This window comes from Streptomyces sp. NPDC111606 (genome assembly GCF_055656945.1).
The window spans coordinates 185,295-210,966 of record NZ_JBVKBY010000014.1 but is presented as its reverse complement, the minus strand read 5'-3'; the positions used below and the strand labels follow the sequence as shown (position 1 = coordinate 210,966).

At 70.5% G+C, this 25,672-nt stretch carries 25 protein-coding genes and 1 tRNA gene; 14 read left to right on the top strand and 12 right to left on the bottom strand.

Going from position 1 to position 25,672, the window contains the following annotated elements; all coding sequences use genetic code 11:
• The first annotated feature begins 66 nt into the window (after positions 1-66).
• Both ACZ7M7_RS38855 and ACZ7M7_RS38850 read left to right on the top strand, forming a co-directional pair.
• Positions 67-140: transfer RNA gene (locus ACZ7M7_RS38855), tRNA-Ala, on the top strand.
• Positions 141-246: 106 nt separating this feature from the next.
• Positions 247-1,476, top strand: a complete 1,230-nt coding sequence (locus ACZ7M7_RS38850; RefSeq protein WP_472125497.1) for an MFS transporter — start codon at positions 247-249, stop codon at positions 1,474-1,476.
• Positions 1,477-1,480: 4 nt separating this feature from the next.
• Here the strand turns inward: ACZ7M7_RS38850 and ACZ7M7_RS38845 are convergent, their stop codons facing one another.
• Complete coding sequence (locus ACZ7M7_RS38845) at positions 1,481-1,957, bottom strand: GNAT family N-acetyltransferase (protein WP_472125366.1); 477 nt, start codon at positions 1,955-1,957, stop codon at positions 1,481-1,483.
• Between the two features lie 77 nt (positions 1,958-2,034).
• Between ACZ7M7_RS38845 and ACZ7M7_RS38840 the strand changes: the two genes are divergently transcribed.
• Complete coding sequence (locus ACZ7M7_RS38840) at positions 2,035-2,838, top strand: exodeoxyribonuclease III (protein WP_472125363.1); 804 nt, start codon at positions 2,035-2,037, stop codon at positions 2,836-2,838.
• A 66-nt stretch (positions 2,839-2,904) separates the two neighbouring features.
• On the opposite strand, the gene ACZ7M7_RS38835 is transcribed toward ACZ7M7_RS38840, so the two are convergent.
• Together ACZ7M7_RS38835 and ACZ7M7_RS38830 are read right to left on the bottom strand one after the other, a co-directional pair.
• The gene (locus ACZ7M7_RS38835) at positions 2,905-4,125 is read right to left on the bottom strand and encodes a recombinase family protein (protein WP_472125361.1); all 1,221 of its coding nucleotides are present in this window, start codon (positions 4,123-4,125) and stop codon (positions 2,905-2,907) included.
• 275 nt (positions 4,126-4,400) lie between these two features.
• Entirely contained in the window at positions 4,401-5,042 is a 642-nt protein-coding gene (locus ACZ7M7_RS38830; RefSeq protein ID WP_472125358.1) for a MerR family transcriptional regulator, read from the bottom strand.
• 141 nt (positions 5,043-5,183) lie between these two features.
• On the opposite strand from ACZ7M7_RS38830, the gene ACZ7M7_RS38825 reads away from it, so the two are divergent.
• The 4 genes from ACZ7M7_RS38825 to ACZ7M7_RS38810 all read left to right on the top strand — a co-directional run bounded on the left by ACZ7M7_RS38825 (position 5,184) and on the right by ACZ7M7_RS38810 (position 8,899).
• Positions 5,184-6,764 (top strand): flavin-containing monooxygenase, encoded by a 1,581-nt coding sequence (locus tag ACZ7M7_RS38825; protein ID WP_472125355.1) that lies wholly within the window; start codon positions 5,184-5,186, stop codon positions 6,762-6,764.
• Positions 6,761-7,705: an alpha/beta fold hydrolase gene (locus ACZ7M7_RS38820; protein WP_472125352.1), complete on the top strand. Its 945-nt coding sequence runs from the start codon at positions 6,761-6,763 to the stop codon at positions 7,703-7,705. Before ACZ7M7_RS38825 ends, ACZ7M7_RS38820 begins: the two co-directional genes overlap by 4 nt.
• Positions 7,702-8,586 carry an SDR family oxidoreductase gene (locus tag ACZ7M7_RS38815; protein WP_383606354.1) on the top strand — a complete coding sequence of 295 codons (885 nt, stop codon included), beginning with the start codon at positions 7,702-7,704 and terminating at the stop codon, positions 8,584-8,586. Before ACZ7M7_RS38820 ends, ACZ7M7_RS38815 begins: the two co-directional genes overlap by 4 nt.
• Positions 8,587-8,674: 88 nt before the next feature.
• A complete protein-coding gene (locus ACZ7M7_RS38810; RefSeq protein ID WP_383606351.1) occupies positions 8,675-8,899 on the top strand; it encodes a hypothetical protein in 225 nt (74 codons plus the stop codon).
• Positions 8,900-9,051: 152 nt separating this feature from the next.
• Here the strand turns inward: ACZ7M7_RS38810 and ACZ7M7_RS38805 are convergent, their stop codons facing one another.
• Entirely contained in the window at positions 9,052-12,285 is a 3,234-nt protein-coding gene (locus ACZ7M7_RS38805; protein WP_472125348.1) for a S41 family peptidase, read from the bottom strand.
• A gap of 162 nt (positions 12,286-12,447) precedes the next feature.
• On the opposite strand from ACZ7M7_RS38805, the gene ACZ7M7_RS38800 reads away from it, so the two are divergent.
• The 3 genes from ACZ7M7_RS38800 (at position 12,448) to ACZ7M7_RS38790 (ending at position 16,812) form a co-directional block, all read left to right on the top strand.
• Positions 12,448-13,047 (top strand): TetR/AcrR family transcriptional regulator, encoded by a 600-nt coding sequence (locus tag ACZ7M7_RS38800; protein ID WP_383626619.1) that lies wholly within the window; start codon positions 12,448-12,450, stop codon positions 13,045-13,047.
• Positions 13,048-13,149: 102 nt separating this feature from the next.
• Positions 13,150-15,399, top strand: coding sequence for an MMPL family transporter (locus ACZ7M7_RS38795; protein WP_472125345.1), 2,250 nt, complete (start codon positions 13,150-13,152; stop codon positions 15,397-15,399).
• Between the two features lie 255 nt (positions 15,400-15,654).
• On the top strand, positions 15,655-16,812 hold the full coding sequence (locus ACZ7M7_RS38790; protein WP_472125342.1) for a serine hydrolase domain-containing protein: 1,158 nt from the start codon (positions 15,655-15,657) through the stop codon (positions 16,810-16,812).
• Between the two features lie 44 nt (positions 16,813-16,856).
• Here ACZ7M7_RS38790 and ACZ7M7_RS38785 read toward each other — a convergent pair whose 3' ends face one another.
• Positions 16,857-17,132: a DUF1876 domain-containing protein gene (locus ACZ7M7_RS38785; protein ID WP_383606336.1), complete on the bottom strand. Its 276-nt coding sequence runs from the start codon at positions 17,130-17,132 to the stop codon at positions 16,857-16,859.
• A 296-nt stretch (positions 17,133-17,428) separates the two neighbouring features.
• Here ACZ7M7_RS38785 and ACZ7M7_RS38780 point away from each other — a divergent pair, with 296 nt between their 5' ends.
• The 3 genes from ACZ7M7_RS38780 to ACZ7M7_RS38770 all read left to right on the top strand — a co-directional run bounded on the left by ACZ7M7_RS38780 (position 17,429) and on the right by ACZ7M7_RS38770 (position 20,086).
• Positions 17,429-18,940 (top strand): purple acid phosphatase family protein, encoded by a 1,512-nt coding sequence (locus ACZ7M7_RS38780; RefSeq protein WP_472125339.1) that lies wholly within the window; start codon positions 17,429-17,431, stop codon positions 18,938-18,940.
• A gap of 19 nt (positions 18,941-18,959) precedes the next feature.
• Complete coding sequence (locus ACZ7M7_RS38775) at positions 18,960-19,673, top strand: class I SAM-dependent methyltransferase (RefSeq protein WP_383606330.1); 714 nt, start codon at positions 18,960-18,962, stop codon at positions 19,671-19,673.
• A gap of 137 nt (positions 19,674-19,810) precedes the next feature.
• A complete protein-coding gene (locus ACZ7M7_RS38770) occupies positions 19,811-20,086 on the top strand; it encodes a hypothetical protein (RefSeq protein ID WP_328881097.1) in 276 nt (91 codons plus the stop codon).
• Between the two features lie 45 nt (positions 20,087-20,131).
• Here the strand turns inward: ACZ7M7_RS38770 and ACZ7M7_RS38765 are convergent, their stop codons facing one another.
• The 7 genes from ACZ7M7_RS38765 to ACZ7M7_RS38735 all read right to left on the bottom strand — a co-directional run bounded on the left by ACZ7M7_RS38765 (position 20,132) and on the right by ACZ7M7_RS38735 (position 25,145).
• The gene (locus ACZ7M7_RS38765) at positions 20,132-20,977 is read right to left on the bottom strand and encodes an EamA family transporter (RefSeq protein ID WP_383606327.1); all 846 of its coding nucleotides are present in this window, start codon (positions 20,975-20,977) and stop codon (positions 20,132-20,134) included.
• Entirely contained in the window at positions 20,974-21,480 is a 507-nt protein-coding gene (locus ACZ7M7_RS38760; protein ID WP_383626607.1) for a YbaK/EbsC family protein, read from the bottom strand. The genes ACZ7M7_RS38765 and ACZ7M7_RS38760 overlap by 4 nt, the downstream gene beginning before the upstream one ends.
• A gap of 63 nt (positions 21,481-21,543) precedes the next feature.
• Positions 21,544-21,993, bottom strand: a complete 450-nt coding sequence (locus ACZ7M7_RS38755) for an organic hydroperoxide resistance protein (RefSeq protein ID WP_383606321.1) — start codon at positions 21,991-21,993, stop codon at positions 21,544-21,546.
• A 122-nt stretch (positions 21,994-22,115) separates the two neighbouring features.
• Positions 22,116-22,577, bottom strand: coding sequence for a MarR family winged helix-turn-helix transcriptional regulator (locus ACZ7M7_RS38750; protein ID WP_383606318.1), 462 nt, complete (start codon positions 22,575-22,577; stop codon positions 22,116-22,118).
• Positions 22,574-23,335 carry an energy-coupling factor ABC transporter ATP-binding protein gene (locus ACZ7M7_RS38745; RefSeq protein ID WP_383606315.1) on the bottom strand — a complete coding sequence of 254 codons (762 nt, stop codon included), beginning with the start codon at positions 23,333-23,335 and terminating at the stop codon, positions 22,574-22,576. The genes ACZ7M7_RS38750 and ACZ7M7_RS38745 overlap by 4 nt, the downstream gene beginning before the upstream one ends.
• Positions 23,323-24,084, bottom strand: a complete 762-nt coding sequence (gene cbiQ / locus ACZ7M7_RS38740) for a cobalt ECF transporter T component CbiQ (RefSeq protein ID WP_383606312.1) — start codon at positions 24,082-24,084, stop codon at positions 23,323-23,325. The genes ACZ7M7_RS38745 and cbiQ overlap by 13 nt, the downstream gene beginning before the upstream one ends.
• Before the next feature lie 2 nt (positions 24,085-24,086).
• Positions 24,087-25,145 carry an energy-coupling factor ABC transporter permease gene (locus ACZ7M7_RS38735; protein WP_383606309.1) on the bottom strand — a complete coding sequence of 353 codons (1,059 nt, stop codon included), beginning with the start codon at positions 25,143-25,145 and terminating at the stop codon, positions 24,087-24,089.
• A 166-nt stretch (positions 25,146-25,311) separates the two neighbouring features.
• On the opposite strand from ACZ7M7_RS38735, the gene ACZ7M7_RS38730 reads away from it, so the two are divergent.
• A complete protein-coding gene (locus ACZ7M7_RS38730; protein WP_383606306.1) occupies positions 25,312-25,671 on the top strand; it encodes an SsgA family sporulation/cell division regulator in 360 nt (119 codons plus the stop codon).
• Position 25,672: the final 1 nt, after the last annotated feature.

Sequence of the window (25,672 nt, the reverse complement as noted above, 5' to 3'; positions counted from 1 at the left end):
CCCGTCCGGCCAGGGAACGGATTTCCAAGCAGGCCGATCGGGGTGCTAAAGTTTCACTCGTTGCAAGGGCCTGTGGCGCAGTCCGGTAGCGCACCTCGTTCGCATCGAGGGGGCCAGGGGTTCAAATCCCCTCAGGTCCACCGCAACAACTTTCCAGGGAAACCTGGGCAGTTGAAAGATCCCGTCCGATCGGTTGATCGGGCGGGATCTTTGTTGTTCCCAAGGGGTCACGTCTTGAGGGGGACTGTGCCGAAGGCGACCGCGGAGTTACCGGCCAGGCGCGTGGCGCCGTTGCGGAACGCGCGCTTCCGGCGGTTCGTGACCGCCAGTCTCATCTCGGCCACCGGATCCGCGATGGCGCCTCTCGCACTCGCCTACTCCGTGATCGAGCAGGGCGGAGGAGCGGGCGACCTCGGTGTGGTGCTCGCCACGAACACCGTGCCGACCGTCGTCTTCCTGCTCGTGGGCGGAGTGCTCGCGGACCGGGTCTCCCGGAGCAGGCTGCTCTTCCTCGGCAATCTGCTGGCCGCCGCCGCTCAGGGGGCGCTGGCCGTGACCGTCGCGATCGGACAGGCGACGACCACCTCCATCGCGGTGTGCGGCTTCGTCTCGGGGACGGCCATGGCCTTCACCGTGCCCGCCACCCAGGGCGCCGTGCCCCAGATCGTGCCGGCGGAGCAGTTGCAGCAGGCCAACGCCCTGCTCAGGCTGCCGAGCAACGCCGTCAAAGTGCTCGGGCCGGCCATCGGCGGAGTCGTCGTCGCGGTCAGCGGTCCGGCCTGGGCGCTGGCCTGGGACGCGCTCACCTTCGCCGTGGCCGCCGTCCTGCTGCTCGGGCTGCGCCTGGACGCGCCCGTCACCGCCACCAGTGCGCTCGGTGACCTGCGGGAGGGCTGGACCGGCTTCCGGTCGCGGACCTGGCTGTGGACCTACACGGTCGCCGGGGCCGTCCTCGTCGCCGCCTGGCTGGCCGGCTTCCAGTTGCTGGGGCCGGTCGTCGCGGCGGAGCAGTACGCGGGGGCCCGTGACTGGGGGCTCGTGGCGGCCGCGTTCTCCGCGGGGCTGCTGGTCGGGACCGTGGTGTGCCTGCGCTGGCGGCCGTACCGGCTGATGGTCGTGGCGGTCGTGGCAGGTGCGCCGCTCGCCGGGCCGTTGCTCGTCATGGCGTGGGGACTGCCCCTGCCCTGGCTGCTGTTGGCCACCCTGCTCGCGGGGGTCGCGTTGGACGTGGCGATCGTCGCGTGGACGACCGCCTTCCAGCAGCACGTTCCGCAGGGCGAGTTGGGGCGCATGAGCGCGTTCAACAGCGTCGGGGAGCGGCTGGCCATTCCGCTCGGCTATCTGCTCACCGCGCTCGCCGCCGGCAGCTGGGGCAACCGGACGGTGCTGCTGGTGTGCGCCGGGCTCGTCGTCGCCGCCACTGTCCTCAACCTCTGTGTGCGGGACCTCTACCGCGTCAACGCCGCACGGAACTGAGCGCTCACAGCGCCTTCGCGTAACACAGGCTCAGCTCGTGGAAGCGGTAGTAGCCGAACTTCGTGCACGGCTCGTAGCCGCTGGACGTGTACAGCGCCACCGCCTCCGGCTGCTTCGTCCCGGTCTCCAGCACCATGCGCGTACGGCCCGCCGCCCGCGCGTCCTCCTCCAGCGCGGCCAGGATGCGTCTCGCCAGGCCTCGCCCGCGCATCTGCTCGATGACGTACATCCGCTTGAGCTCGGCGTCCCCGTCCTCGTTGCCCTCGCCGTTCTCGTCCTGCGACCGCCAGCCGCCGGACGCGACGGGGGTGCCGAGCGCGTCGTACGCGACCAGGTAGAGGCCGTTCGGCGGCCTGAAGTCCGCCGTGTCCAGGGGTGTGGCGTCGCCGGCGTCGCCGTAGCGGACGCCGTACTCGGCCTGCACCTGGTCGTTGAGCTTGACGGCGTCGGGGTGGTCGAACGGGACAGGGCGTATATGCATGCTAGATACCGTATATCAATTCAAGATCAAGAGTTTCCAGAATCGGACACCGTCCAGTGTGCCGGTAGGGTGCCCGAGTGCTCACTGTGACCTCTGTGAATGTGAACGGGCTGCGGGCCGCCGCGAAGAAGGGCTTCGTGGAGTGGCTCGCCGGCACCGAGGCCGATGTGCTGTGCCTTCAGGAGGTGCGCGCGGAGCCGCAGCAGCTGCCCGAGCCCGTCCGCACGCCCGACGGCTGGCACGTCGTCCACGCGCCCGCCGCCGCCAAGGGCCGCGCCGGCGTCTCCCTCTACACCCGCCGCGAGCCCGACCGGATCCAGGTCGGCTTCGGGTCGAGTGAGTTCGACGACAGCGGGCGTTACGTCGAGGCCGACCTGCCGGGTGTGACGGTCGCCTCGCTCTACCTCCCCTCCGGCGAGGTGGGCACGGAGCGGCAGGACGAGAAGGTCCGCTTCATGGGCGAGTTCCTCGCCTACCTGAAGTCCCTGCGCGAGCGCGCCGCCGCCGACGGCCGCGAGGTCCTGGTCTGCGGCGACTGGAACATCGCCCACCAGCAGGCCGACCTGAAGAACTGGCGCGGCAACACCAAGAACTCCGGCTTCCTGCCTCAGGAGCGGGAGTGGCTGACCGAGGTGTTCGAGGCCGGCGCCGGGGGCTATATCGACGTTGTACGGGAGCTGCATCCGGATGTGGAGGGGCCGTACACCTGGTGGTCGTACCGGGGGCGGGCTTTCGAGAGCGATACAGGTTGGAGGATCGACCTCGCCGTCGCGACCCCGGGTCTTGCGCGGAGAGCGGCCAAGGCGTTCGTGGAGCGAGCCGCCAGTTATGACGAACGGTGGTCGGATCACGCTCCTGTGACGGTCGTCTTCGACATGTGACTTGGATCATGGGGGTGTGCAGGGCGTGCTGATGCCCTGCGCACCCCCATACGCACCGTAGGTAGGTCAGCGACGTGACCCGACTGTGAAGGTCAAGCGGGAGGTGTCGGGCCCGGCCAGCCGCTCCGGGCCGCCGCCCGATCGTCCCTTGGCGACTGTGACGCGAACCCCGTCCCGGAGGAGTCCTTCCCTTGTCACCTCGCCGTCCACGGCGAATGCCTCGCGGTACCGGCTGACGGCGTACTCGTCGAGCCAGCTGGCGCGGATGGCGGCAGGGGCAGCGCAGGTCGTGCCGCGGGCCGACGCACGGCAGGCGTAGTCGCCGTACGCATAGGCCTTCCGTGTGGCGAAGTACATGCGGCCACTGCACCCGGCGCAGTGCGCCACTCCGATCAAAAGCGATGTCTCCCGACGCTTGGGGTGGATGCCGTTGGAACGCGCGTTGAGGACGTCCTGGAGGGCCTGGAACTCCTCTTCGGTGAGCAGCGGAGGGCCGATGAGTACGGGTGAGCCCTCAGCGTCACGGACGGTCTTCCCCCTGTGCACCCGGTGTCCCATCAGCGTCGGCGTGCGCAGGATTTTGGACAGGCTGCCCGCCGTCCAGCGAAATCGGTCGAAATCGCGTCCGTGGCGCCGCCCGCCCGTTGGGCGTCCCTGAAGTAGGGCATGACGGTCACGCGGCACCAGTACACCCGCGGCTTCGAGTTTGTGGGCGATGGCGACCAGGGACAGTCCCGAGTGCACGTCGTCCACAATCGCGCGGACAACGGTAACGGTCTCCGAGTCGGGAGCGAGACACCAGCCGACGCCGGAGGCATGCGGCGCCTTCTTGTACCCGAATGGAGCGAGGCCGCCTCCGTATCGGCCCATCGCGCGCAGCGCTTCGTGGGCGCTGGTGAGCCGAGCGGACAGAGCGCGAGCTTCCTGTTCGGCGGCGTAGGCCAGATTCATGCAGCGGCGAATGGAGTCGCCATCTGCCTGCGGCGTGACCACGAGCGGCTGACGCTCCTCAGGCATCCCGAAGACGAGCGTCGTCGCATGTCGCCTGCCCCATTCAACCAAGTCGGACATGTGGGCGACGGAACGCACGGCGCGGTCCACATGTGACCACACGATGGCGTCGTATGCGTCCGGGCGTCGCAGCCAAGGCGACAGCGAAGGCCTCTCGAAGGGAGACATCTTGCGTGCGGAAACCCCCAGATCTGCGGCTTCGGCGATCAGGGTGAAGCCCAGTCGGTCGGTGCACTGCTGGATCCAGGCGCGCTGCCTGCCGGGTGAGGTGGTCACTTCGGTCAGGTTGCTGAGACGCACAGCTCCTAGAGCTCGCGGCTGTTCGGTGGGAGTTGAAGCCGGTTGTGACGGCTGAGGACTACGCTTGGGCACGTCGACGCTCCACGTAAGAGTCGGCCATACCCCGGGACTGGTCGCACAGTCGCCGGGGCCTTTTCGGTCTCACTCTCGGAGTGCGAACGCGGCTTCGCCTGGGACTGCTGTGAAAGTGCCTCAATGGTGTGAATGTTCATGAACCGTCGGACAGTTGAGACGCGAGGTGATCTCGGCCGCTAGTCGCGCTTGCGCAGCCGTCGGTCCAGTGCCAGCGACAGTTCCGCCTCCACCACGCTCCGGGCGAGCGGGCGCAGGCGTTGCAGGTCGTCCTCGCGGGCGTGGCGGAGGACCAGTTCGGCGAACATCTCCGCGAGGTCGTCGACGTGTTCGCGGACTTGCTTGCCCGCGGCCAGTACCTCGGCGAGGGGGATGCCCTCGCGGACCAGGGCCGAGGAGACGTCCAGGAGGCGGCGGCTGATGTGGACGATCTCGCCGCCGTCGGTGCCGAGGTAGCCGAGGTCCAGGGCGGCGGCGAGGTTCTCCGGGGTGACCTGGCCCTCGAAGCGGGCGGCGAGTTCCTCGGGGGTGAGGCGGACCGGCTCCTCCTCCGTGGGGGCGGCGCCGAGGAGGTCGGCGACGTCGCGGCCGTGGTCGAGGGCGTCGGCGAGTTCCGCGATGCCGTTCAGGGTGTGGCCGCGTTCCAGCAGTGCCGAGATCGTGCGCAGGCGGGCCAGGTGCCGGTCGTCGTACCAGGCGATGCGGCCTTCGCGGCGGGGTGGCGGGATCAGCTTGCGTTCGCGGTAGAAGCGCAGGGTGCGCACCGTGATGCCGGCCAGGCGGGCCAGTTCCTCCATGCGGTATTCACGCTTCTGGGTCACCCGGGAACCTTAATTCGTACCGGCGGTAACTTTCCTCGATCCGACCCCTACCGGTCGGTACGGACCTCCTCTACTCTCCCCATTGTGCCAGTGTTCACTGGCATGGTTCCGGGTTCCGGGTGGAAGCAGGGAGGCACAGGCATGGCCGAACGCGAACATGTGCGGGTCGCGGTGGTCGGGTCCGGGTTCGGCGGGCTGGGGGCCGCCGTACGGCTGCGGCGTGAGGGCGTCACCGACTTCGTCGTCCTGGAGCGGGCCGACAGCGTCGGCGGCACGTGGCGGGACAACAGCTATCCGGGGTGTGCGTGTGACGTGCCGTCCCATCTGTACTCCTTCTCCTTCGCGCCCAACCCCGACTGGCCGCGTACCTTCTCCGGCCAGCAGCACATCCGCGCCTACCTGGAGCACGTCACCGACGTCTTCCGGCTGCGGCCGCACATCCGCTTCAACTCGGAAGTACAGCGGATGACCTGGAACGCCGAGCGGCTGTGCTGGGACATCGAGACCAGCGCGGGGAGTCTGTCGGCCGACCTCGTCGTCTCCGCCACCGGGCCGCTGTCCGACCCGAAGATGCCGGACATCCCGGGGCTCGACTCCTTCCCCGGCAAGGTCTTCCACTCCGCCCGCTGGGACCACGACTTCGACCTGCGCGGCAAGCGCGTCGCGATGGTCGGCACCGGCGCCTCCGCCATCCAGATCGTGCCGTCCATCCAGCCGCAGGTCGAGCGGCTCACGCTCTTCCAGCGGACCCCGCCATGGGTCATGCCCCGCGTCGACCGTGCCATCAGCGGCGTCGAGCGTTCCCTGCACCGGGCCCTGCCCCTCACCGCGCAACTGCGCCGTGGACTGCTGTGGGGCATCCGGGAGCTGCAGGTCCAGGCGTTCACCAAGCGCCCCAACGAGCTCGGCCTGATCGAGCAGTTGGCCAAGCGCAACATGGCCCGCTCCATCAAGGACCCGGACCTGCGCGCCAAGCTGACCCCCGACTACCGCATCGGCTGCAAGCGGATCCTGCTGAGCAGTGAGTACTACCCGGCGCTCGCCCAGCCCAACGTCGACCTCGTCGCCAGCGGTCTGAGCGAGATTCGCGGCTCGACCCTCGTCGCCGCCGACGGCAGCGAAGCCGAGGCCGACGCGATCGTCTTCGGTACGGGGTTCCACGTCACCGACATGCCGATCGCGGACCGGGTGGTGGGTGCGCAGGGGCAGACCCTCGCCGAGTCGTGGAAGGGCGGGATGGAGGCGCTGCGGGGCGCGTCCGCCGCCGGGTTCCCGAACTGGATGACGATCATCGGGCCCAACACGGGGCTCGGGAACTCGTCCATGATCCTCATGATCGAGTCCCAGCTGAACTACATGGCCGACTTCGTGAAGCAGTTGAACGTCCTCGGCGGACGCGCGGCCCTGGACGCCCGGCCCAGCGCCGTGCACGCCTGGAACCGGCGGGTTCAGGAGCGCATGAAGCGGACGGTGTGGAACACGGGCGGCTGCACCAGCTGGTACCTGGACGCCAGCGGCCGCAACACGACCGTCTGGCCCGGTACGACGACCGAGTTCCGGCGGGCCACGCGGCGGGTGGATCTGGCGGAGTACGAGCTCCTGCGAGCGCCGGCCGAGAAGGACGCCCCGCCACAGGACGCCAAGTCACAGGACAGCAAGGCGAAGAGCGGCAAGTCGAAGGGCGCCAACTCCAAGGACGCCAAGTCGGGGGTGACCGCGTGAGCCGGCTGATGCACGTCGCCTCCGGGCCGTACGCCCCGCCCGCCCCCGCCCGTGAACTGACGGCGATATCCGCCGATGGTGCCCCTTTGCACGTGGAGGTGCACGGTCCCGTCGACGACACGGCAGCGCCCGCCGTCGTGCTCGCGCACGGCTGGACCTGTTCGACCGCCTTCTGGGCGGCGCAGATCCGGGAGCTGGCCGTCGACCACCGGGTCATCGCCTACGACCAGCGCGGCCACGGACGCAGCCCGGCCAGCCCGGCGTGCAGCAGCGACGCCCTCGCCGACGACCTCGAAGCCGTACTGGAGGCGACGCTCGCACCCGGTGAGAAGGCCGTGATCGTCGGGCACTCCATGGGTGGCATGACGGTGATGGCCGCCGCTGCCCGCCCGGGGTTCCGTGCGCACGCCGCCGCGGTCCTGCTGTGCAGCACGGGCGCCTCGCGGCTGGTCGCCGAGTCCACGGTCGTACCGATGCGGCCGGGACGGTTGCGGACCTGGCTGACCAAGCACATCCTCGGCTCCCGGGCGCCGCTCGGGCCGGTCACGCCGATCGCCAGGTCGATCCTCAAGTACGCGACGATGGGCGCCGGTTCGGCCCCGCACATGGTCGAGGCGTGCGCGCGGATCGTGCACGCGTGCCCGCGCAGGGTGCGACACGCCTGGTCGAACGTGCTGGATCTGCTCGATCTCGACCACGGCGTAAGGGAGTTGACGGTGCCGACCGCGGTGGTCGTCGGCACGGCCGACCGCCTGACCCCGCCGGTGCACGCCCGCTCGCTGGCCGCCGCGCTGCCGCACTGCCTCGGCGTCACCGAACTGCCCGGCCTCGGGCACATGACACCGGTCGAGGCGCCCGAGCTGGTGACCGGGAAGATACGAGAACTGGCGATGACGTACCCGCAGGTCAAGACGTACACGCAGGTCAAGGAGGGCGCATGAGCAGGGTGAGCCTCGAAGGACAGGTCGCCGTCGTCACGGGGGCGGCGCGGGGCGTCGGGGAGTTGCTCGCCCGCAAGCTCTCGGCGCGCGGCGCGAAGGTGGCGCTCGTGGGGCTGGAGGCGGACGCCCTCAAGCAGGTCTCCGAACGGCTGCACAGCGACAGCGACCACTGGTACGCCGACGTGACGGATCACGAGGCGATGGCGCGGGTGGCGCGTGAGGTCAAGGAACGGTTCGGGAAGGTCGACATCGTCGTCGCCAACGCGGGTGTCGCCAGCGGGGGACCGTTCGTGGACTCCGACCCGGAGGCGTGGCGGCGGGTCATCGAGGTCAACCTCATCGGGTCGGCGGTGACGGCTCGTGCGTTCCTGCCGGTGCTGATGGAGAGCCGCGGCTATCTGCTGCAGATCGCCTCGCTCGCGGCCATCACCCCGGCGCCGATGATGACCGCGTACTGCGCGTCCAAGTCGGGTGTGGAGGCGTACGCGCACAGTCTGCGGGCCGAAGTCGGGTACAAGGGCGTGCGGGTGGGGGTCGGGTATCTGTCCTGGACCGACACCGACATGGTGCGCGGCGCCGATCAGGACGACGTCATGCGGGAGTTGAGGAAGCGGCTGCCGTGGCCTTCCAACAAGACGTATCCGCTGGGGCCGGCGGTCGACCGGATCGTGGCGGGCATCGAGCGGCGCTCCAGCCATGTCTACGGGCAGTGGTGGCTGCGCGGGATGCAGGGGGTCCGTGGCTATCTGCCGGGGATCATCGGGACCGTGGGGCAACGGGAGATGCGGCGCTTCGGGGACCGGCTGGTGGGGGTGCGGACGGGGCTGGTCGGAGCGGGCGGCGCCGCCGATGAGCAGGAGCGTATTACGCGGCGTAACTGATCGACATGCGCAGGGTTATCGCCCGTGTGAATCTGGTCGAGGCCCCACCGAGGGGCCAACCCCCCACTCACTACGGGAGTGAACCCACATGGGCATGAAGGACCAGTTCAAGGAGAAGTCCGAGCAGCTGCAGGAGCGTGCGCGTCAGCACGGTCAGCAGGAGCGCCCGCAGGGGCGTCCGCAGGGGCAGCCGGAGCGGGGCCGTCCGCAGGGGCAGCCGGAGCGGGGTCGCCCGCAGCGGCCGCAGCGGGACGAGGAGTCCGACCGCATGCGTGAGGACGAGGAGCGCTTCGACCACGACTACGACCGGTAGTCAGTCGGTTCGCTGAACGCGGCGCGGGGTGCCCCCTGTTTTGGCGGGTGCCCCGCGTTTGTGTTGGTGTTGGGGGTTTCGTTGTCGGGTGCGGGTCCGTGGGGGCTGGTCGCGCAGTTCCCCGCGCCCCTTGGGTGTCGTCCCGCCGTCCCTCAAGAGCGTGGGGGAAGCTTTGGTCTTGACCGGTCGGGAACGTGTGCGTAGTCCGGGGGAGTTGCCGACGGGTTCGTCTCCAACAGCTCCAGCGCCAGTTCCACCGCATCCGTCAGTTGGGCGTGGCGGCCCTCCGCCCAGTCCAGCGGCGTCCGCAGGACCTCGACGTCCGGGCTCACCCCTTTGTTCTCGATGCTCCAGCCGTACGCGTCGAACCAGGCCGCGTTCATCGGGACCGTGATCACCGTGCCATCGCCCAGGCGGTGGCGGCCGGTCATGCCGACGACTCCGCCCCAGGTGCGCTGTCCGACGACCGGGCCCAGTTTGAGGAGTCTGAAAGCGGCTGTGATCATGTCGCCGTCGGAGGAGGTCGCCTCGTCGGCGAGGGCGACGACCGGGCCGCGCGGGGCGTTCGAGGCGTACGACACCGGCTGGGCGTTGCGGGTGAGGTCCCAGCCGAGGATCGTGCGGGTGAGTTTCTCCACGACCAGCTCGCTGATGTGGCCGCCCGCGTTGCCTCGTACGTCGACGATCAGTGCGGGGCGTGACATCTCCATGCGCAGGTCCCGGTTGAACTGGGCCCAGCCCGAGCCGCCCATGTCCGGGATGTGCAGGTAGCCGCAGCGGCCGCCGCTCAAGTCCCGTACGACGGCGCGGCGTTTGGCGACCCAGTCCTGGTAGCGCAGGGGGCGTTCGTCGATGAGGGGGACCACGGCCACGCGGCGTGCCCGGCCCGCCTCGCCCTCCGCCGGCGTGAACGTCAGCTCCACCGTCGTGCCGCCGGCGCCGGCCAGGAGGGGGTAGGGCCCGGTGACCGGGTCCACGGGGCGGCCGTCGACGTGGGTGAGCACCGCGCCTTCCCGGATTCCGGTGCCTGCCAGCGGGGAGCGGGCCTTGGAGTCGGAGGACTCGCCGGGGAGGATGCGCTTGACCATCCAGCCCTCGTCGCGGCGTACGAAGTTGGCGCCGAGCAGGCCCTGCCAGCGCTGGTAGTGCGCCGGGCCCTCGTTGCGGCGGGCGGCGGAGACGTAGGCGTGTGACGTGCCGAGTTCGCCCAGGACCTCGCGGAGCAGGTCCGCGAACTCGTCGGGGGAGGCGACCCGTTCGACGAGCGGGCGGTACTGGGCCAGGACCGCGTCCCAGTCGATGCCGCACATCTGCGGCTCCCAGAAGTACGCCCGGATCAGCCGGCCCGCCTCCGCGTAGGACTGCCTCCACTCCGCCGTCGGGTCGACCTGGTGCAGGATGCGGCGCAGGTCGATCCACACCGTCGTGTCACTGTCGCCGGACTCGGAGGCCGGAACTCCGCGCAGTTCGCTCTCGTCGACCAGGACCAGGCGGCTGCCGTCGCCGCTCACCGCGAACCAGTCGAGATGGTCGACCAGTTCGGACTTCTTCGCCTTGCTGATGTTGAAGTGCTCGAGGGTCGGCCGGCCGGTCATGTCGTCGGGGTTGGCGAACGTCTCGCCCAGCGCGCCCGAGATCGGCCAGCGCAGCCAGACCAGCCCGCCGCCCGCGACCGGGTACAGCGCCGAGTACTTGGAGGCGGTGACCGGGAAGGGGGTGACCCGGCTCTCCAGGCCCTCGATCTCGACGGTCGGTGCGCCGCCGTCCCCGCCCTCCTCGTCCTCCACCGGGTCCAGGCCGCCGGCCGCGGGGCGGCCCTCCGGGTTCAGGGCGAAGGGGGAGGGGGTCGCGGAGGACAGGGGGACCAGGTAGGGGCGGCAGCCCAGCGGGAAGGAGAGGTCGCCGGTGTGGACGTCGTACACGGGGTCGAAGCCGCGCCAGGAGAGGAAGGCCAGGTAGCGGCCGTCCCGCGTGAACACCGGATTCTCGTCCTCGAAGCGGCCGTTGGTGACGTCGACGATCATCCGGTCCTTTATGCGGGCCAGCTTGATCTGGCGGAGGGTGCGGCCGATGCCGGGGTGCGACCACGTCAGCCAGGTGCCGTCCGGGGAGAAGGCCAGGTCCCGCACCGGACCGTTGACGGACCGGATCAGCTCGGTGACCTCGCCGTTGGAGTCCTCCGTCACGTCCAGCAGCAGGAGGCGCCCGTCGTGCGCGGCGATCGCGAGGCGCTCGCCCTGCGGGTCGGCGACCATCTCCAGGACCCGGCCCAGCTCGCCCGAGGCCAGTCGGCGCGGTTCGCGGTCGCCGGTCGCCCTGGGCAGGTAGGCGATCTCGATGGCGTCCTCGCCCTCCGCGTCCGTCACATACGCGACCTGGCCGATCGAGCCGAGCATCTCCGGGAGCCGGACCCGTACGCCCGGGGTGTCGATGATCGTGCGGGCGGGGCCGTCCCGGTGGGTGAGCCAGTACAGGCTGCCGCGCACGACCACGGCGCTCGCGCGGCCCGTCTCGTCCACGGAGATGCCGTCGACGTGCTGGGCGGCCGGCACCTGGTACGGCCGCCGGCCCGCGCGCGGCCCGCTCAGGCGTACGTCGAGCCGGCGCGGCTCGGAGTCCGCGGCGAGGTCGTCCACGATCCACAGGTCGCCCGCGCACTGGTACACCACCCGGGTGCCGTCGCTCGCGGCGTGCCGGGCGTAGAAGGCGTCGTGGTCGGTGTGCCGGCGCAGGTCGGAGCCGTCGTACGCGCACGAGTAGAGGTTGCCGACGCCCTCGTGGTCGGAGAGGAAGGCGATCCGGCCGCCGACGAACATGGGGGAGGCGAGGTGGCCGCCGATGTCCGCGAGAAGGCGTTCGCCGTGCAGCCACAGCCTGCCCATGGCACCGCCCCGGTAGCGCTTCCAGGACGCCGGTTCGTGCGGCGGGGTACCGGTCAGGAGCAGGGACTTGCGCTCGCCGTCGAGGTCGGCGACCTGGAGGTCGGAGCACGGGCCCCAGGGGAGCTTGCGGCCGGGATCACCGTCCGGGCGGACCTTGTAGGCCCAGGTGAAGTGGGAGAAGGGCTCGCCGTGGGAGGCGACGGCGAGGATCACGCCGTCGGGGGTCCAGCCGCACACCTGGGTGTCGGCCGAGCCCCAGTGGGTGAGCTGGCGGCCGGGACCGCCGTCCACCGGGACGAGGTGGATCTCGGGGACCAGGCTGCGCCAGCTCGTGTACGCGATGTGGCGGCCGTCGGGGGAGAAGCGGGGTGGGCCGCTCTTGGTGCGGTCCACGGTGAGTCGCCAGGCGCGGGCCGGGCTGTCGAGGGGGGCCAGCCACAGGTCGTCCTCGGCCACGAAGCACAGCAGGTCGTCATGGAGGTGCGGCAGGCGCAGATAGCTCACCTACCCATGCTTTTCCCGGGGACGGACCTGAGCAACTTGTGACATGCCCGGCATAGGGGTGCGCGTGACCCACGACACGAACGAAACCGTTTCGTTTCGCTCGTGGATGAGGTACCTTTTAGGTGTACGAAACCGTGTCGTTCGGAGGGGGAGGTGAGGACCGTGACCGAGGCGGCTACGGCACGTCGCAGTCGGATCACCCCTGAGCGCGAGGCCGAGTTGTACGAGGCCGTGCTCGACCTGCTCCGGGAGGTCGGCTACGACGCCCTCACCATGGACGCCGTGGCGGCCCGCACCCGGTCCAGCAAGGCGACGCTCTACCGCCAGTGGGGCGGCAAGCCGGAGCTGGTGGCGAAGGCGATCCGGCACAACAAGCCGGGCAACATCGCCGACGTCGACACCGGATCCCTGCGGGGCGACCTCCACGCCCTCACGGCACGCGAGGACGACTGCCACATGCAGCAGAACGCCGCGCTGATGCGGGGTCTGTTCATGGCGGTGCACGCCAACCCCGACCTGCTGAGGGCCTTCAAGGAACTGCTCATCGAGCCGGAGATGGCGGAGTTCAACCGGGTGGTCCAGCGGGCCGTCGACCGCGGCGAGATCCGTGCCGACTGCCCCGCGCTGGAGTACGTGGTGCACATGCTCGTCGGCGCGTTCGCCACCCGCACCCTGATCGACGACCAGCCGCCGACGCAGGCCTTCCTCATGTCGTACATCGACGCCGTGGTCCTCCCCGCCCTCGGCGCGCCCACCCCCTGACAGTCCCCTGAGCAAGCCCTCCACCTGACGTAACCGCTCACGTCGTCGGGCTGATGACCCCTGCCCACGCACCAATCCACGACCTGACCGGGAGACGCCCTCGTGGCCACGTTCCTCTACAAACTCGGCCGGCTCGCCTTCAGGCGACGGCATTTCGTCGCCCTCATATGGGTCGCGCTGCTCACCCTCGCCGGTGTGGGTGCGGCCAGCGCGCCCGCCGCGGGCACGACGTCCTTCTCGATCCCCGGCACCGAGGCGCAGAAGGCCTTCGACCTGCTGGAACAGCGCTTCCCCGGCATGAGTGCCGACGGCGCCACCGCCCGGGTCGTCTTCAAGGCGCCGGACGGGCAGAAGATGACGGACGCCGGCAACAAGGCGACCGTCGAGGACACCGTCAAGGAGCTGTCCGACGGCTCCGAGGTGGCCTCCGTCGCCGACCCGTACACCGCGCAGGCCGTCAGCAAGGACGGCACGGTCGCGTACGCGTCGGTGAAGTACGACGTCTCCGGCATGGAACTGCAGGACTCCTCGCGCGACGCCCTGGAGGACGCCGCACAGGACGCGCGGGACGCCGGGCTGACCGTGGAGATCGGCGGTGACGCGCTCCAGACAGTGCCGCACACCGGCGCCACGGAGATCATCGGTATCGGTGTCGCCGCGGTCGTCCTCGTCATCACCTTCGGCTCGCTCATCGCGGCCGGGCTCCCGCTGCTGACCGCCCTGATCGGTGTCGGCATCGGCATCTCGACGATCACGGCCCTGGCGAGCACGCTGGAGCTGGGCTCCACGACCTCGACGCTGGCGATGATGATCGGCCTGGCGGTCGGCATCGACTACGCCCTGTTCATCGTCTCCCGCTACCGCGCCGAACTGGCCGAGGGCCGCGAGCGCGAGGAGGCGGCCGGCCGGGCCGTCGGCACGGCGGGCTCGGCGGTGGTCTTCGCCGGTCTGACGGTGGTCATCGCGCTGGTCGGCCTGTCGGTCGTCAACATCCCGATGCTGACGAAGATGGGCATCGCGGCGGCGGGCACGGTCGTGATCGCGGTACTGATCGCGCTGACGATGATCCCGGCCCTGCTGGGGTACGCCGGCAAGAAGGTGCAGCCCGCCGGGAAGAAGAGCCGGTGGCTGGGCGGCAAGCGGGCCGCGAAGAAGGCGGCCTCCGGCAGCGAGGCGGGCAGGCCGGCCAAGCCGAACCTGGGCACCCGCTGGGCCAGCTTCGTCGTACGCCGTCCGATCGCCATCCTCCTGCTGGGTGTCGTGGGCCTCGGCGCCGCGGCCGTCCCCGCGACCTCCCTCGAACTGGGTCTCGGCGACGACGGTTCGCAGCCGACGTCCACCACGCAGCGGCGTGCCTACGACCTGCTGTCCGACGGCTTCGGGCCCGGCTTCAACGGCCCGTTGATGGTGGTGGTCGACGCCCAGGGCAGCGGTGACCCGGACGCCGCCTTCAAGCAGGTCGGCGACGACATCAAGGGCATCAAGAACGTCGTGGCGGTGACGCCGGCGACGCCCAACAAGGCGGGCGACACGGCGACGATCACGGTGATCCCGGACGCCAAGCCGTCGTCCGTCACGACCGAGGACCTGGTCCACGCCATCCGCGACAAGGGCGCGGAGGTGAAGGCCGACACGGACGCGACCGTGCTGGTCACCGGCAGCACGGCGATGAACATCGACGTCTCGGAGAAGCTGAACGACGCGCTGCTGCCGTATCTGGCGCTCGTGGTCGGCCTCGCCTTCCTCCTCCTGATCGTGGTCTTCCGTTCGATCCTGGTCCCGCTGAAGGCGGCTCTCGGCTTCCTGCTGAGCGTGATGGCGGCGCTGGGCGCGGTGGTCGCGGTCTTCCAGTGGGGCTGGTTCGCGGGCCTCCTGGGCGTGGAGGAGACCGGCCCGGTGATGTCCATGATGCCGATCTTCATGGTCGGCGTGGTCTTCGGCCTGGCGATGGACTACGAGGTGTTCCTCGTGACGCGGATGCGCGAGGCGTACGTCCACGGCGAGAAGCCGAGCCAGGCGGTGGTGACCGGGTTCAAGTACGGCGCCCGGGTGGTCTCGGCGGCCGCGGTGATCATGATGGCGGTGTTCGCGGGCTTCATCGGCTCCAGCGAGTCCATGGTCAAGATGATCGGCTTCGGCCTGGCGATCGCGGTGTTCTTCGACGCCTTCGTCGTCCGGATGGCCATCGTCCCGGCGGTCCTGGCCCTGCTCGGCAAGAAGGCCTGGTGGCTGCCGAAGTGGCTGGACCGTGCCCTGCCGAACGTGGACGTGGAGGGCGAGGGCCTGCGCACGGACGCCGAGGCGAAGGGGTCCGAGGACCCCGACGAGGACCGGGCGCTGGTGCGCGCCTGAGGCGCCGCCTCTGAGGTACCGCCCTTGAAGTGACAGACCGGCCGGTGAGGGCTCCGTGGGGACGGGGTGCCCTCACCGGCTCTTTCATGTGTCCGAACTGCGGCCTCTCGACCGGCCCGAGCGGCCGAGACGTCGGCCACACAACGGAATCGAAGGCCCCGCACCCGTGTTGGGATGACTGTCGTAGGCGGACGAGCCGGCCGCACGGCGCAGCCGGCCGGCCGCGGAACGAGACAGTCGCAGGGGAGCACGGGCGTGGACGTGAACGGCACAGTGGCCGAGGGCTTCGAGCCGGTCAGGGAGGCGTTCATACGGAACTTCGGCACCCTCGGGGAGCGCGGCGCGGCCGTCGCCGTGTACCGGGACGGGCGCAAGATCGTCGACCTGTGGGCCGGCACGAAGGACGTCGACGGCACGCAGCCGTGGCAGCACGGCACCGCGCAGGTCGTGCGCTCGGCGACCAAGGGCGTCGCCGCCGCCGTACCCCTGATCCTGCGGCAGCGCGGGCAGCTGGACCTGGACGCGCCGGTGGGTGAGTACTGGCCGGAGTTCAAGGCGCACGGCAAGGAGCGGCTGCTGGTCCGGCATGTGCTGAACCACCGCGCCGGGCTCCCGGTGCTCGACCGCCCGCTCACGCCCGAGGAGGCGCTGGACCCGCACCGCGGCCCCGAGGCGGTCGCCGCTCAGGCGCCCGCGTGGGTGCCGGGCACCGATCACGGCTATCACGCGCTGACGTACGGCTGGCTGCTGGACGAGCTGGTGCGTCGGGTGACCGGACGGTGGGCCGGCGAGTGGCTCGCGGCGGAGGTCGCCGGTCCGCTCGGCCTGGACCTGTGGCTCGGGCTGCCCGAGTCCGAGGCGGGCCGCGTGGGCCGTACGGGCCGGGTCGAGGGACCCGAGCCCGCGGGCGGGCTCCGCGCACGTCCGAAGCGTTCGGTCACCGAGGCCTATCAGGATCCGGCCTCCCTCACGCGCCGCGCCTTCGCCGCGATCACCCCCTTCCCCGACCAGAACGACCCCGCCTACCGTGCCGCCGCCCTCCCCGCGACGAACGGCATCGCGACGGCCGACGCACTGGCCCGCTTCTACGCCGCGCTCATCGGCGAGGTCGACGGGGTACGGCTCTTCGACCCGGCGACGGTGGAGCTGGCGCGGGCCGAGGAGGCGGCGGGGCAGGACCGCGTTCTGGTGGTCAACACCCGTTTCGGTCTGGGCTACATGCTGCACGGCAGCGCGTCCCCGCTGCTGGGGCCGGGCTCCTTCGGCCACCCCGGCCGCGGCGGCGCCCTCGGCTTCGCCGACCCGGAGACGGGGATCGCGTTCGGCTATGTGACGAACGGCTTCCGCAAGACGGTGACGGCGGATCCGAGGGCGCAGGCGTTGATACGGGCGGTGCGGACGGCGCTCGCCTAGCCGGCGGGGCTCGCCCGGCGTGCGGTGGTCGCGCGGCGTGCGGTTCAGACGTGGATGGGGTGGGACGTGCGCCCCGACGCCTGATCGATCTCACTGTGCGCTTTGGTGAGCATCTGCATCGCGAGCTCGTTCAGCGCACGGGCGGCGGCGATCTCCTCGCCGACGCGTGGCTGATTCGAGTCCGTGTGGTGCCTTGTGGCGTGGCCGTGGGCGCGTACCTCGCTGCCGTCGGGGAGCCGCACCATCGCGACCGCCCTCGTGTGGGTCTCGTCCTCCTGGAACTCCATCTCGACGTGCCATCCCACAGTGGTGTGCAACATGACGATCACCTCCGGAATCCTTGCTTCCAGGGTGCGCCTCGGAGGGTGCCGCCGCATAGCCGAGGTCAGCGAACTCCTCACGCCGCACGGCCGGTATGGGGCGCCTGGTGTCGGAGGGGACGCCGGGGTGCAAAGAGCGCAGCTCGGGATCAGTGAGACTCGGCACATCCGCTTCGGGGACCGGCTTCGCCCTGCTTCCATGGAGATGTCGCGTTCCATGGAGATGTCGTGCGCCGGACCTGGCCCCGCCGTCACCGCCACCTCCCCCGTTAACCGCACTGGGCCATATCGAGGACATGCGCTGCTGCTTCTCCGCCCACCTCCCCGCTCTCGCAGCACTGTCGGCCTTCCCCGGCCCCTGCGAGGTGTTGCGCTCCGGTGCCCGCCTCGCCCCCGCCCTGCTGCGCTCGGCCTCCGCCGCCATGCAGCGGGCCCGCTCGCACCACCCCGACGCCCTGGCCGCCGTCAACCTCGAACTGGTCACCCTCACCGAGGACAGCGCCGTCATCACCTGGTACACCGGCATCCCCGGCACCGACGACGGCCTGGGCCACCCGCTCCCCGCGATCACCGAGGGTGAGGTCGTCTACGGCACCCACCCCTCCCGGCTCAACCGCACCGCGTCCGTCGACCTGCCGACCGCCCATCACCAGGTCGAGCTCACGGACCTGGAGCCGGGGCAGACGTACTACTACCAGGCCCGCTCACGAGGCGTGACCGCCACACCCACGCCGCTGCATCTGGTGCGCGGCAACGCGGTGGGCACGTCGACGTTCGGGTTCGGCGCGAGCGGCGGGCCGTACTCCTTCACCACCCCGCAGCCCCCGCCCGGCCGGCACCTGCTGTCCATCGCGCTCTGCAACGACCTGCACCTCGGCGAGACCACCGCCGGCCTGGTCGGCGGCCTGCCCCTGCTGCGCGGGGTGCCGCAGCAGCCGGGGCGAGCGCCGTACCCGGAACTGATGAGCCGGGCCCTGGTCGAGGAGGCCCGGCGGCGCGGGGCCGACCTGCTGCTGGCCGGGGGCGACATCTCGGCCGGCGGCGCGGCGCACGACCTGGGCGAGGCCCGGCGGATCCTGGACGGCTTCGGCACCCACGGGCAGGACTACTTCGTCGTACGCGGCAACCATGACCGGTCCGTCGACAACTCCACCTTCCTCGCAGCCTTCCCGGGCCTGGCGGGCAGCGACGGACCCGGATACTTCGCCCGTGACCTCGGCGGGCTGCGGATCATCGGCCTCGACACCTACGTCAAGACCGGCAACGGCGCCGACGCGGGCGGCCTCGGCCCCGAGCAACTGGCTTGGTTCCAGGCCGGGTTGAGGGCAGCACCGGACCAGCCGACGGTGGTGTTCGGCCACCATCCGCTGACCGTGCGGGACTCCGTCTTCCCGGTGACCCGCGGCCAGTGCCTGGAACGCCGCCAGGCCCGCACAGTCGTCGACGCCTACGCATCCGCGCCCGGCGTATTCCTCCACCACGCGGGCCACACCCACCGCAACAAGCGCACCGTGCTGGTGCGTGCCCCGCACGTCACCCAGCAGGAGGTCGCCGCCGCCAAGGAGTACCCCGGCGGCTTCACCCTGCTGCGCATCCACTCCGGCGGCTACGCGCTCAACCACTACAAGTCCGGCGACCTGGCGGCCCGGCAGTGGAGCGAGCGCAGCCGCCGGGTGGCCGCGGGCCTGTGGCCGCACCACGCGCTGGGCCGCTCGGTCACCGACCGCAACAGCGTCGCGGCACACGACCTCTCGGGCGTCACACCGCTCTCAGGGCTCTCACGGAGCGTGAATCGCGAGCAACGGTGAGTGTCCGTAGCATCGGAGCATGGCGACCCTCTGGGACCTCATGCGGGACTGCATCCCCGACGACCACGCCCGTCAGGTCACCTCGCGGTACTACGTCGACGAGGTGATGGGCGCCCCCGGTGCGCCCGGGCTGGTTGTCGACCTCGGGTGCGGACGCGGGACGTCGGCCGCGCTGTTCCGCAAGCACGACCCCGAGGTGCGGTGGGTCGGGATCGACATCCGGGACTCACCGGAGGCGGGCCAGCGCACGCCCGGCGGTGACCCGGTGGTGCACTACGACGGCGTTCGTCTCCCGCTCGCCTGCGACTCACTGCCGCTGATCTACTCGCACCAGGTCTTCGAACACGTCGCCCGCCCGCGCGAACTGCTCGCGGAGATCGCCCGGGTGCTGGCGCCCGGCGGCTGCTTCATCGGATCGACGTCCCAGTTCGAGCCGTACCACTCCTTCAGCCTGTGGAACTACACGCCGTACGGCTTCCGGAGGCTGGTCGAGGAGGCGGGGCTCGCGCTGGAGGAGATCCGGCCCTCGCTCGACGGGGTGGCGCTGATCATGCGGAGCTACCTCGGCAGGCCACCGGAGTACAGCCGTTACTGGGACGAGCAGTCCCCGCTCAACTCCGAGATCGACCAGTGGGCGCGGCACGGCCGCCGCAGGACGGCCCTGGTGAACCTGCGGAAGCTCACTTATTGCGGGCAGTTCGCATTCCGGGTGGGCAAGCCGGCGCAGGCGTAGGACGCCGCACTTCTGGCGCAAGATCTCGAAACTCGGCGCGCCGCAGGATGATTTGGGGCATTTCTTACTTAATCTCCCTTAATCGTAAGGGGTCACCCCTTCACGCATTGCATCCACCTCACTCCACCGGAGATGACATGCAGAAGCTTCGTAAGGCCGCCGTCCTGGTCGCCGCCCTGACCACGGTCGGATTCCTGGGTGCCGGCGCGGCCCACGCCGACGGCGGGGACCAGTACAAGGTCCAGCAGAGCACCCAGTGCAAGTCCCACGACCTGAACATCGACATCCTCGGCGTCGTCGGTCTGCTCAACGGCGTGCTGGGCAACGGCCTCAACGGCGAGGGCGACTCGGGCAGCCAGAGCACGCACCTCGGCTCGACGATGGGCTGCAACAACAGCGCCTTCGGCGGCTGACCGTCCGACCGGTGTGAAGCCCCGGCCAACGGCCGGGGCTTTCACCTAACCCGTGTGCAGCATCAGCCCGATGCCCACGACCAGCAGCGCAGCCGCCGCGATCCGCGGCGCCCCGAACCGCTCCTTGAAGAACACCGCCCCAATCGCGGCCCCCACGATGATGGAGGACTCCCGCAGGGCGGCGATCGGCGCCAGTTCGGCCTTCGTCTGCGCCCACAGGACCAGCGCGTACGCGGTGACGCACAGCGCGGCACCGAGCAGTCCCAGCGCCGCGAACGGCCGCAGTACGGCGACCGTCTGTCCGCGCCAGCGCCAGAGGGCGTACGCCGGGATGACGAGCCCCTCGATCACCATCAGCCAGGCGATGTAACCGAGGGACGACCCGGAGGCCCGTACGCCCAGACCGTCGATGACGGTGTACGCCGCGATGCTCAGCCCGGTCGCCAGCGCGGCCCCGATCGCGGCCCAGTTGGGCCGGCGCCCGCGCAGCCCCCACAGGGCGACGCCGGTCAGTCCCGCGCAGGACAGGGCGATGCCGGCCGCCGCCCAGCCGTTCGGCACCTCGTGCGCGAACACGGCCGCCAGTACGGCGACCACGAGCGGCGCGGTGCCGCGTGCGAGGGGGTAGGCCTGCCCGAAGTCGCCCAGCTGGAAGGACTTCATGAGTAGCGCGAAGTAGACGATGTGGACGAGGGCGGAGGCGAACAGATACGGCCACGCCTCGGCCGCCGGAAACCCCCCGAAGGGCATGAGGGCCAGCCCGATCACCACCCCGCCGCCGGCGATGAGCGTGAACCCCACCAGCTTGTCGGTGATCTTGTGGGCGATGGCGTTCCAGCCGGCGTGCGTGACGGCCGCGAGCAGGACGGCGGCCGTGACCAGCGGGGTCACGAAGTCTGCTCGCGCACGTCCACCAGGGTGGCGCCGGCATGGGCGACCAGGTCCATGGGCGCCATGGGGAAGACCACGTGCGGGTTCCCGGCGGCGGCCCAGACGACGTCGTGCCCCAGCAGCGACCGATCGGCGAGCACGCGCGTCTTCGTACGGTGCCCGAAGGGGGGTACGCCCCCGATGGCGTACCCGGTGGTCTCCCGCACGACGTCGACCTTGGCCCGGGTGACCTTCTCGGCGCCGAGTTCCTTCCGCACGAGGTCCAGGTCGACCCGGGACGCCCCGTCCATCAGCACCAGCACGGGCACCCCGTCCGCCGCGAAGATCAGCGACTTGCAGATCTCGCTGAGCTCGCACCCGATGGCGGCGGCGGCCTCGGCCGCGGTACGGGTCGCGTCCGGGAACCGGCGCATCCGGGCGTTCAGATCGCTCAGCCCGAGCTCGTGCAGAGCCTCGGCGAAACGTGGGTGGGCATGTGATTCCGATGCTTCCGAGGACGTCATGCCCGGCAGGCTAGCTGCCGGATACGTGTGTCACGAACGAATTCCGGGTGCTGAGAGCGGGAGTCAGCCGAGGAGGATCGTGACCTCGATGTTGCCGCGGGTCGCGTTGGAGTACGGGCAGATCTCGTGCGCCGCGTCCACCAGCTTGGCGGCGAGACCCGCGTCCAGCACCGGCAGGGAGACGCTGAGAGCGACCGCCAGGCCGTAGCCGCGCTGCTTGTTGGGGCCGATGCCGACCTTCGCGGCGACCGTGGAGCCGGTGAGGTCGTAGCCCTCGCGGTTGCCGACGAGGATCAGTGCGTTGTGGAAGCAGGTGCTGTAGCCGGCGGCGAACAGCTGCTCGGGGTTGGTGCCGTTGCCGTCGCCGCCCAGCTCCGGGGGCATCGCGACCTTGAGCTCGATCTGGCCGTCCTGGCTGGTGACATAGCCGTCCCGGCCGCCGTGCGCGGTGGCCTCGGCGACGTACATGATCTTCGTCGGACGGGTGTCGACGACGGTGCCCTCGTCAGTCATGGTTGGCCCTCCCCCCAGACAGCGCGCATCGGAAAAGGCGCGCACAAGTACATTGTGCACAAGGTACTGGCCGGTACGTCGGTCGCCGCTACCAGGGGGTAGGAACCGGGGGTAACCCGAGTTCAGGGGGTGGGGTCCGCGCTGGGGTGTGCTCGGTGCGCGAGCTGCCACAGCTCCTCGCGCAGTCGCGCGACTCCCGCCGCATCGAGCCCCGTTGTGGTGAGCAGTGAGCCGGGCACGCACTTCGCGCGCTCCCGCAGCTCCTCCCCGCGCCCGGTGACGGCCACGAGCACGGACCGCTCGTCGCGCGCCGACCGCTCACGCCGTACCAGGCCGGCCGCCTCCAGCCGCTTCAGCAGGGGGGAGACGGTGCCGTAGTCGAGCCGCAGCGCGGCGGCCAGCTCCTTCACCGTCGTCTCGCCTCGCTCCCACAGGACCAGCAGCACGAGGTACTGCGGGTAGGTGAGGCCGAGTTCGTCGAGGAGCGGGCGGTAAGCGGCCGTCACCGCCCGCTGGGCGGCGTACAGCGCGAAGCAGAGCTGGTCGTCCAGGGACAGCGACCCCGCGTCCTCTTGATGCGTCACGCGCCCATTGTCACGGACCGCGGGTCGAAACCGAACGGCAGCTCGAGGCGATGGGCGCGCATCAGCGTGTCGTCCGCGAGGAGTTCGGCCGTCTTCCCGTCCGCCGCGATCACGCCCTCGCTCAGGATCAGCGAGCGCGGGCACAGCTCCAGGGCGTACGGCAAGTCGTGCGTGACCATCAGGACGGTGACGTCCAACGAGCGCAGGATGTCGGCCAGTTCGCGGCGGGAGGCGGGATCGAGGTTGGAGGAGGGCTCGTCCAGGACGAGGATCTCCGGCTCCATCGCCAGGACGGTCGCCACCGCGACCCGGCGCCGCTGGCCGAAGGAGAGGTGGTGCGGCGGACGGTCCTTGAACTCCGCCATACCGACCCGCTCCAGCGCCCGGTCGACGCGCTCCTCCAGCTCCGGCCCCCTCAGTCCGGCCGCCGCCGGCCCGAAGGCCACGTCCTCACGGACCGTCGGCATGAAGAGCTGGTCGTCCGGGTCCTGGAAGACGATCCCGACCCGGCGCCGGATCTCGGCCATGTGCTGCTTGCCGACGGGCAGTCCGGCGACCTTCACGCTGCCGGTGCCGCCGGTCAGGATGCCGTTGAGGTGCAGGACGAGGGTCGTCTTGCCGGCGCCGTTCGGGCCGAGCAGCGCGACCCGCTCGCCGCGGGCGATGGTGAAGTCCACCCCGAACAGGGCCTGGTGGCCGTCGGGGTAGGCGAAGGCGAGGCCGGAGACCTCCAGGGAAGCAGTACTCACAGGGCCCATCCCAACACGCAGACGACAAGGGCGGCGAAGGGCAGCGCGAGGGCGTACGACCACTGCGCCCTGGACGCGGTCACCTCGTCGATCACCGGCATCGAACCGGCGTATCCCCGGCTGATCATGGCCAGATGCACGCGCTCGCCACGTTCGTAGGAGCGGATGAACAGCGCGCCCGCCGACTTCGCGAGCACGCCCCAGTGCCGCACGCCCTTCGCCTCGAACCCGCGCGACTCCCGCGCGATGCGCATCCGTCGCATCTCGTCGGCGATGACATCGCCGTACCGGATCATGAAGGACGCGATCTGCACGAGAAGGGGCGGGAGTTTCAGCCGCTGCAGGCCCAGCAGGAGTTCGCGCAGCTCGGTGGTGGAGGCGAGGAGTACGGAGGCGGCGACGCCCAGGGTGCCCTTCGCGAGCACGTTCCAGGCACCCCACAGTCCGCTGACGCTCAGCGACATGCCCAGCACCTCGACCTGCTCGCCCTCCGCCACGAACGGCAGCAGCACGGCGAACGCGACGAACGGCACCTCGATCAGCAGCCGCTTGAGCAGAAACCCGGCAGGCACGCGCGCGACACCCGCGACGACCGCGAGCAGCACGGCGTACAGGCCGAACGCCCACATCGCCTCCCGCGGCGTCGACACCACGACCACCACGAAGGCGAACGTCGCGGCGAGTTTGGTGTGCGGCGGCAGGCCGTGCACGGGCGAGTGCCCGTGCCGGTAGAGCCTGTGCGCGTGCCCGGCGCCCATGATCAGACGCTGGTGCTCGTGGGCGACGTGTCAACCGCTTCGCCCGTACGACGCCGGCGCACCGCCCAGAAGATGCCGGTGCCCGCGACCACGGTCACACCGACGCCGATCACGCCGGCGAGGCCGCCGGACAGCCGGGCGTTGTCGACGTCCTTGACGCCGTAGTCGGCGAGCGGGGAGTCGGCGTTGGCGTGCTCCTCCGCGGACTTGGCGAAGCCCTTGTCCTCCGCGACCTTCTCCAGACCGTCGGGGCTGGCGGAGGCGTAGAAGCTGACGACGCCGGCGAGGACGAGGGAGGTGGCCAGACCGCTGATCCACAGGGTGCGGCGCGAGGTGCGGGCCGCGACCGGCTGCTCGGCCTCGGCTCCGGGAGCGTCGACGAGCTCGCCGCCGACCCGCAGCTTCAGCGGCTGCCGCAGATCACGGGCGCCGTACACGAGGTCCGGGCGTACGGCGATGACGGCGCCGATCGTCAGCGCGGTGATCGCGGCCTCGCCGATGCCGATCAGGAGGTGGACGCCGCCCATGGCGGTGGCGACCTTGCCGATCGGGACGTCGGTGGTGCCGCCGATCCAGAACAGCAGGGTGAACGCGAGCGCCGCGGCCGGCACCGACACCAGCGCGGAGACGAAGGAGGCGGCGGTGATCGAGCGCCGGGTCTTCGGCAGGACCTTCACCAGGCCCCGGAAGACGACGTAGGCGACGACGACGCCGACGATCGCCATGTTGGTGATGTTCACGCCCAGCGCGGTGAGGCCGCCGTCCGCGAAGAGGATGCCCTGCATCAGCAGGACGACGGAGATGCACAGCGCGCCGGTGAAGGGGCCGACGAGGATCGCGGCCAGGGCGCCGCCGAGCAGATGGCCACTGGTTCCGGCCGCGACGGGGAAGTTCAGCATCTGCACCGCGAAGATGAAGGCAGCCACCAGGCCGGCCAACGGGGCCGTCCGCTCGTCGAGTTCACGGCGTGCGCCGCGCAGGCTCACGGCGACCGCGGCAGCGGCGACCACACCGGTCACGGCGGAGGTCGGGGCGTCTATGAATCCGTCAGGTACGTGCACCCTTCGATGGTGTGGCTTGATGCAAACAGTTTGCAAGAGCGTGTCTCTCTCTGTTGTGAACACGAGATAAGGCGCTCCGCGGGGTGTAATCCCGGAAATATGGGACATTGGATGGGAAGCGGATGGACAGTTTCCGCACAGGTGACGCACGGTAAGGGGTCGTCCGATGTCCGTAGTCGAGCAGTACGCCCGAGCCCATATCGTCACCGATACCGACGTCCAGGTGCTGGACGAGCGAGGCGCGATTCCGGTCGTTCTCCGGTACGACCCGGACGCCGACCCGCGTGTTGTCCGCATGCGCCTGCCCGGCCCGCACGAGTGGAGCTTCGCGCGGGAACTCCTCGAAGAGGGCCTGCGCGCACCGGCCAGCTCCGGCGACGTCCGGGTGTGGCCGTGCGGTCGCGTGCAGGCAGTGGTGGAGATCCACTCCGCGCAGGGAGTGTCGGTGGTGCAGTTCGAGACGAAGGCGTTGATGCGGTTCCTGCGGCGGACCTATCTGGCCGCCGAGGCACCCGTCCCGCACTGAG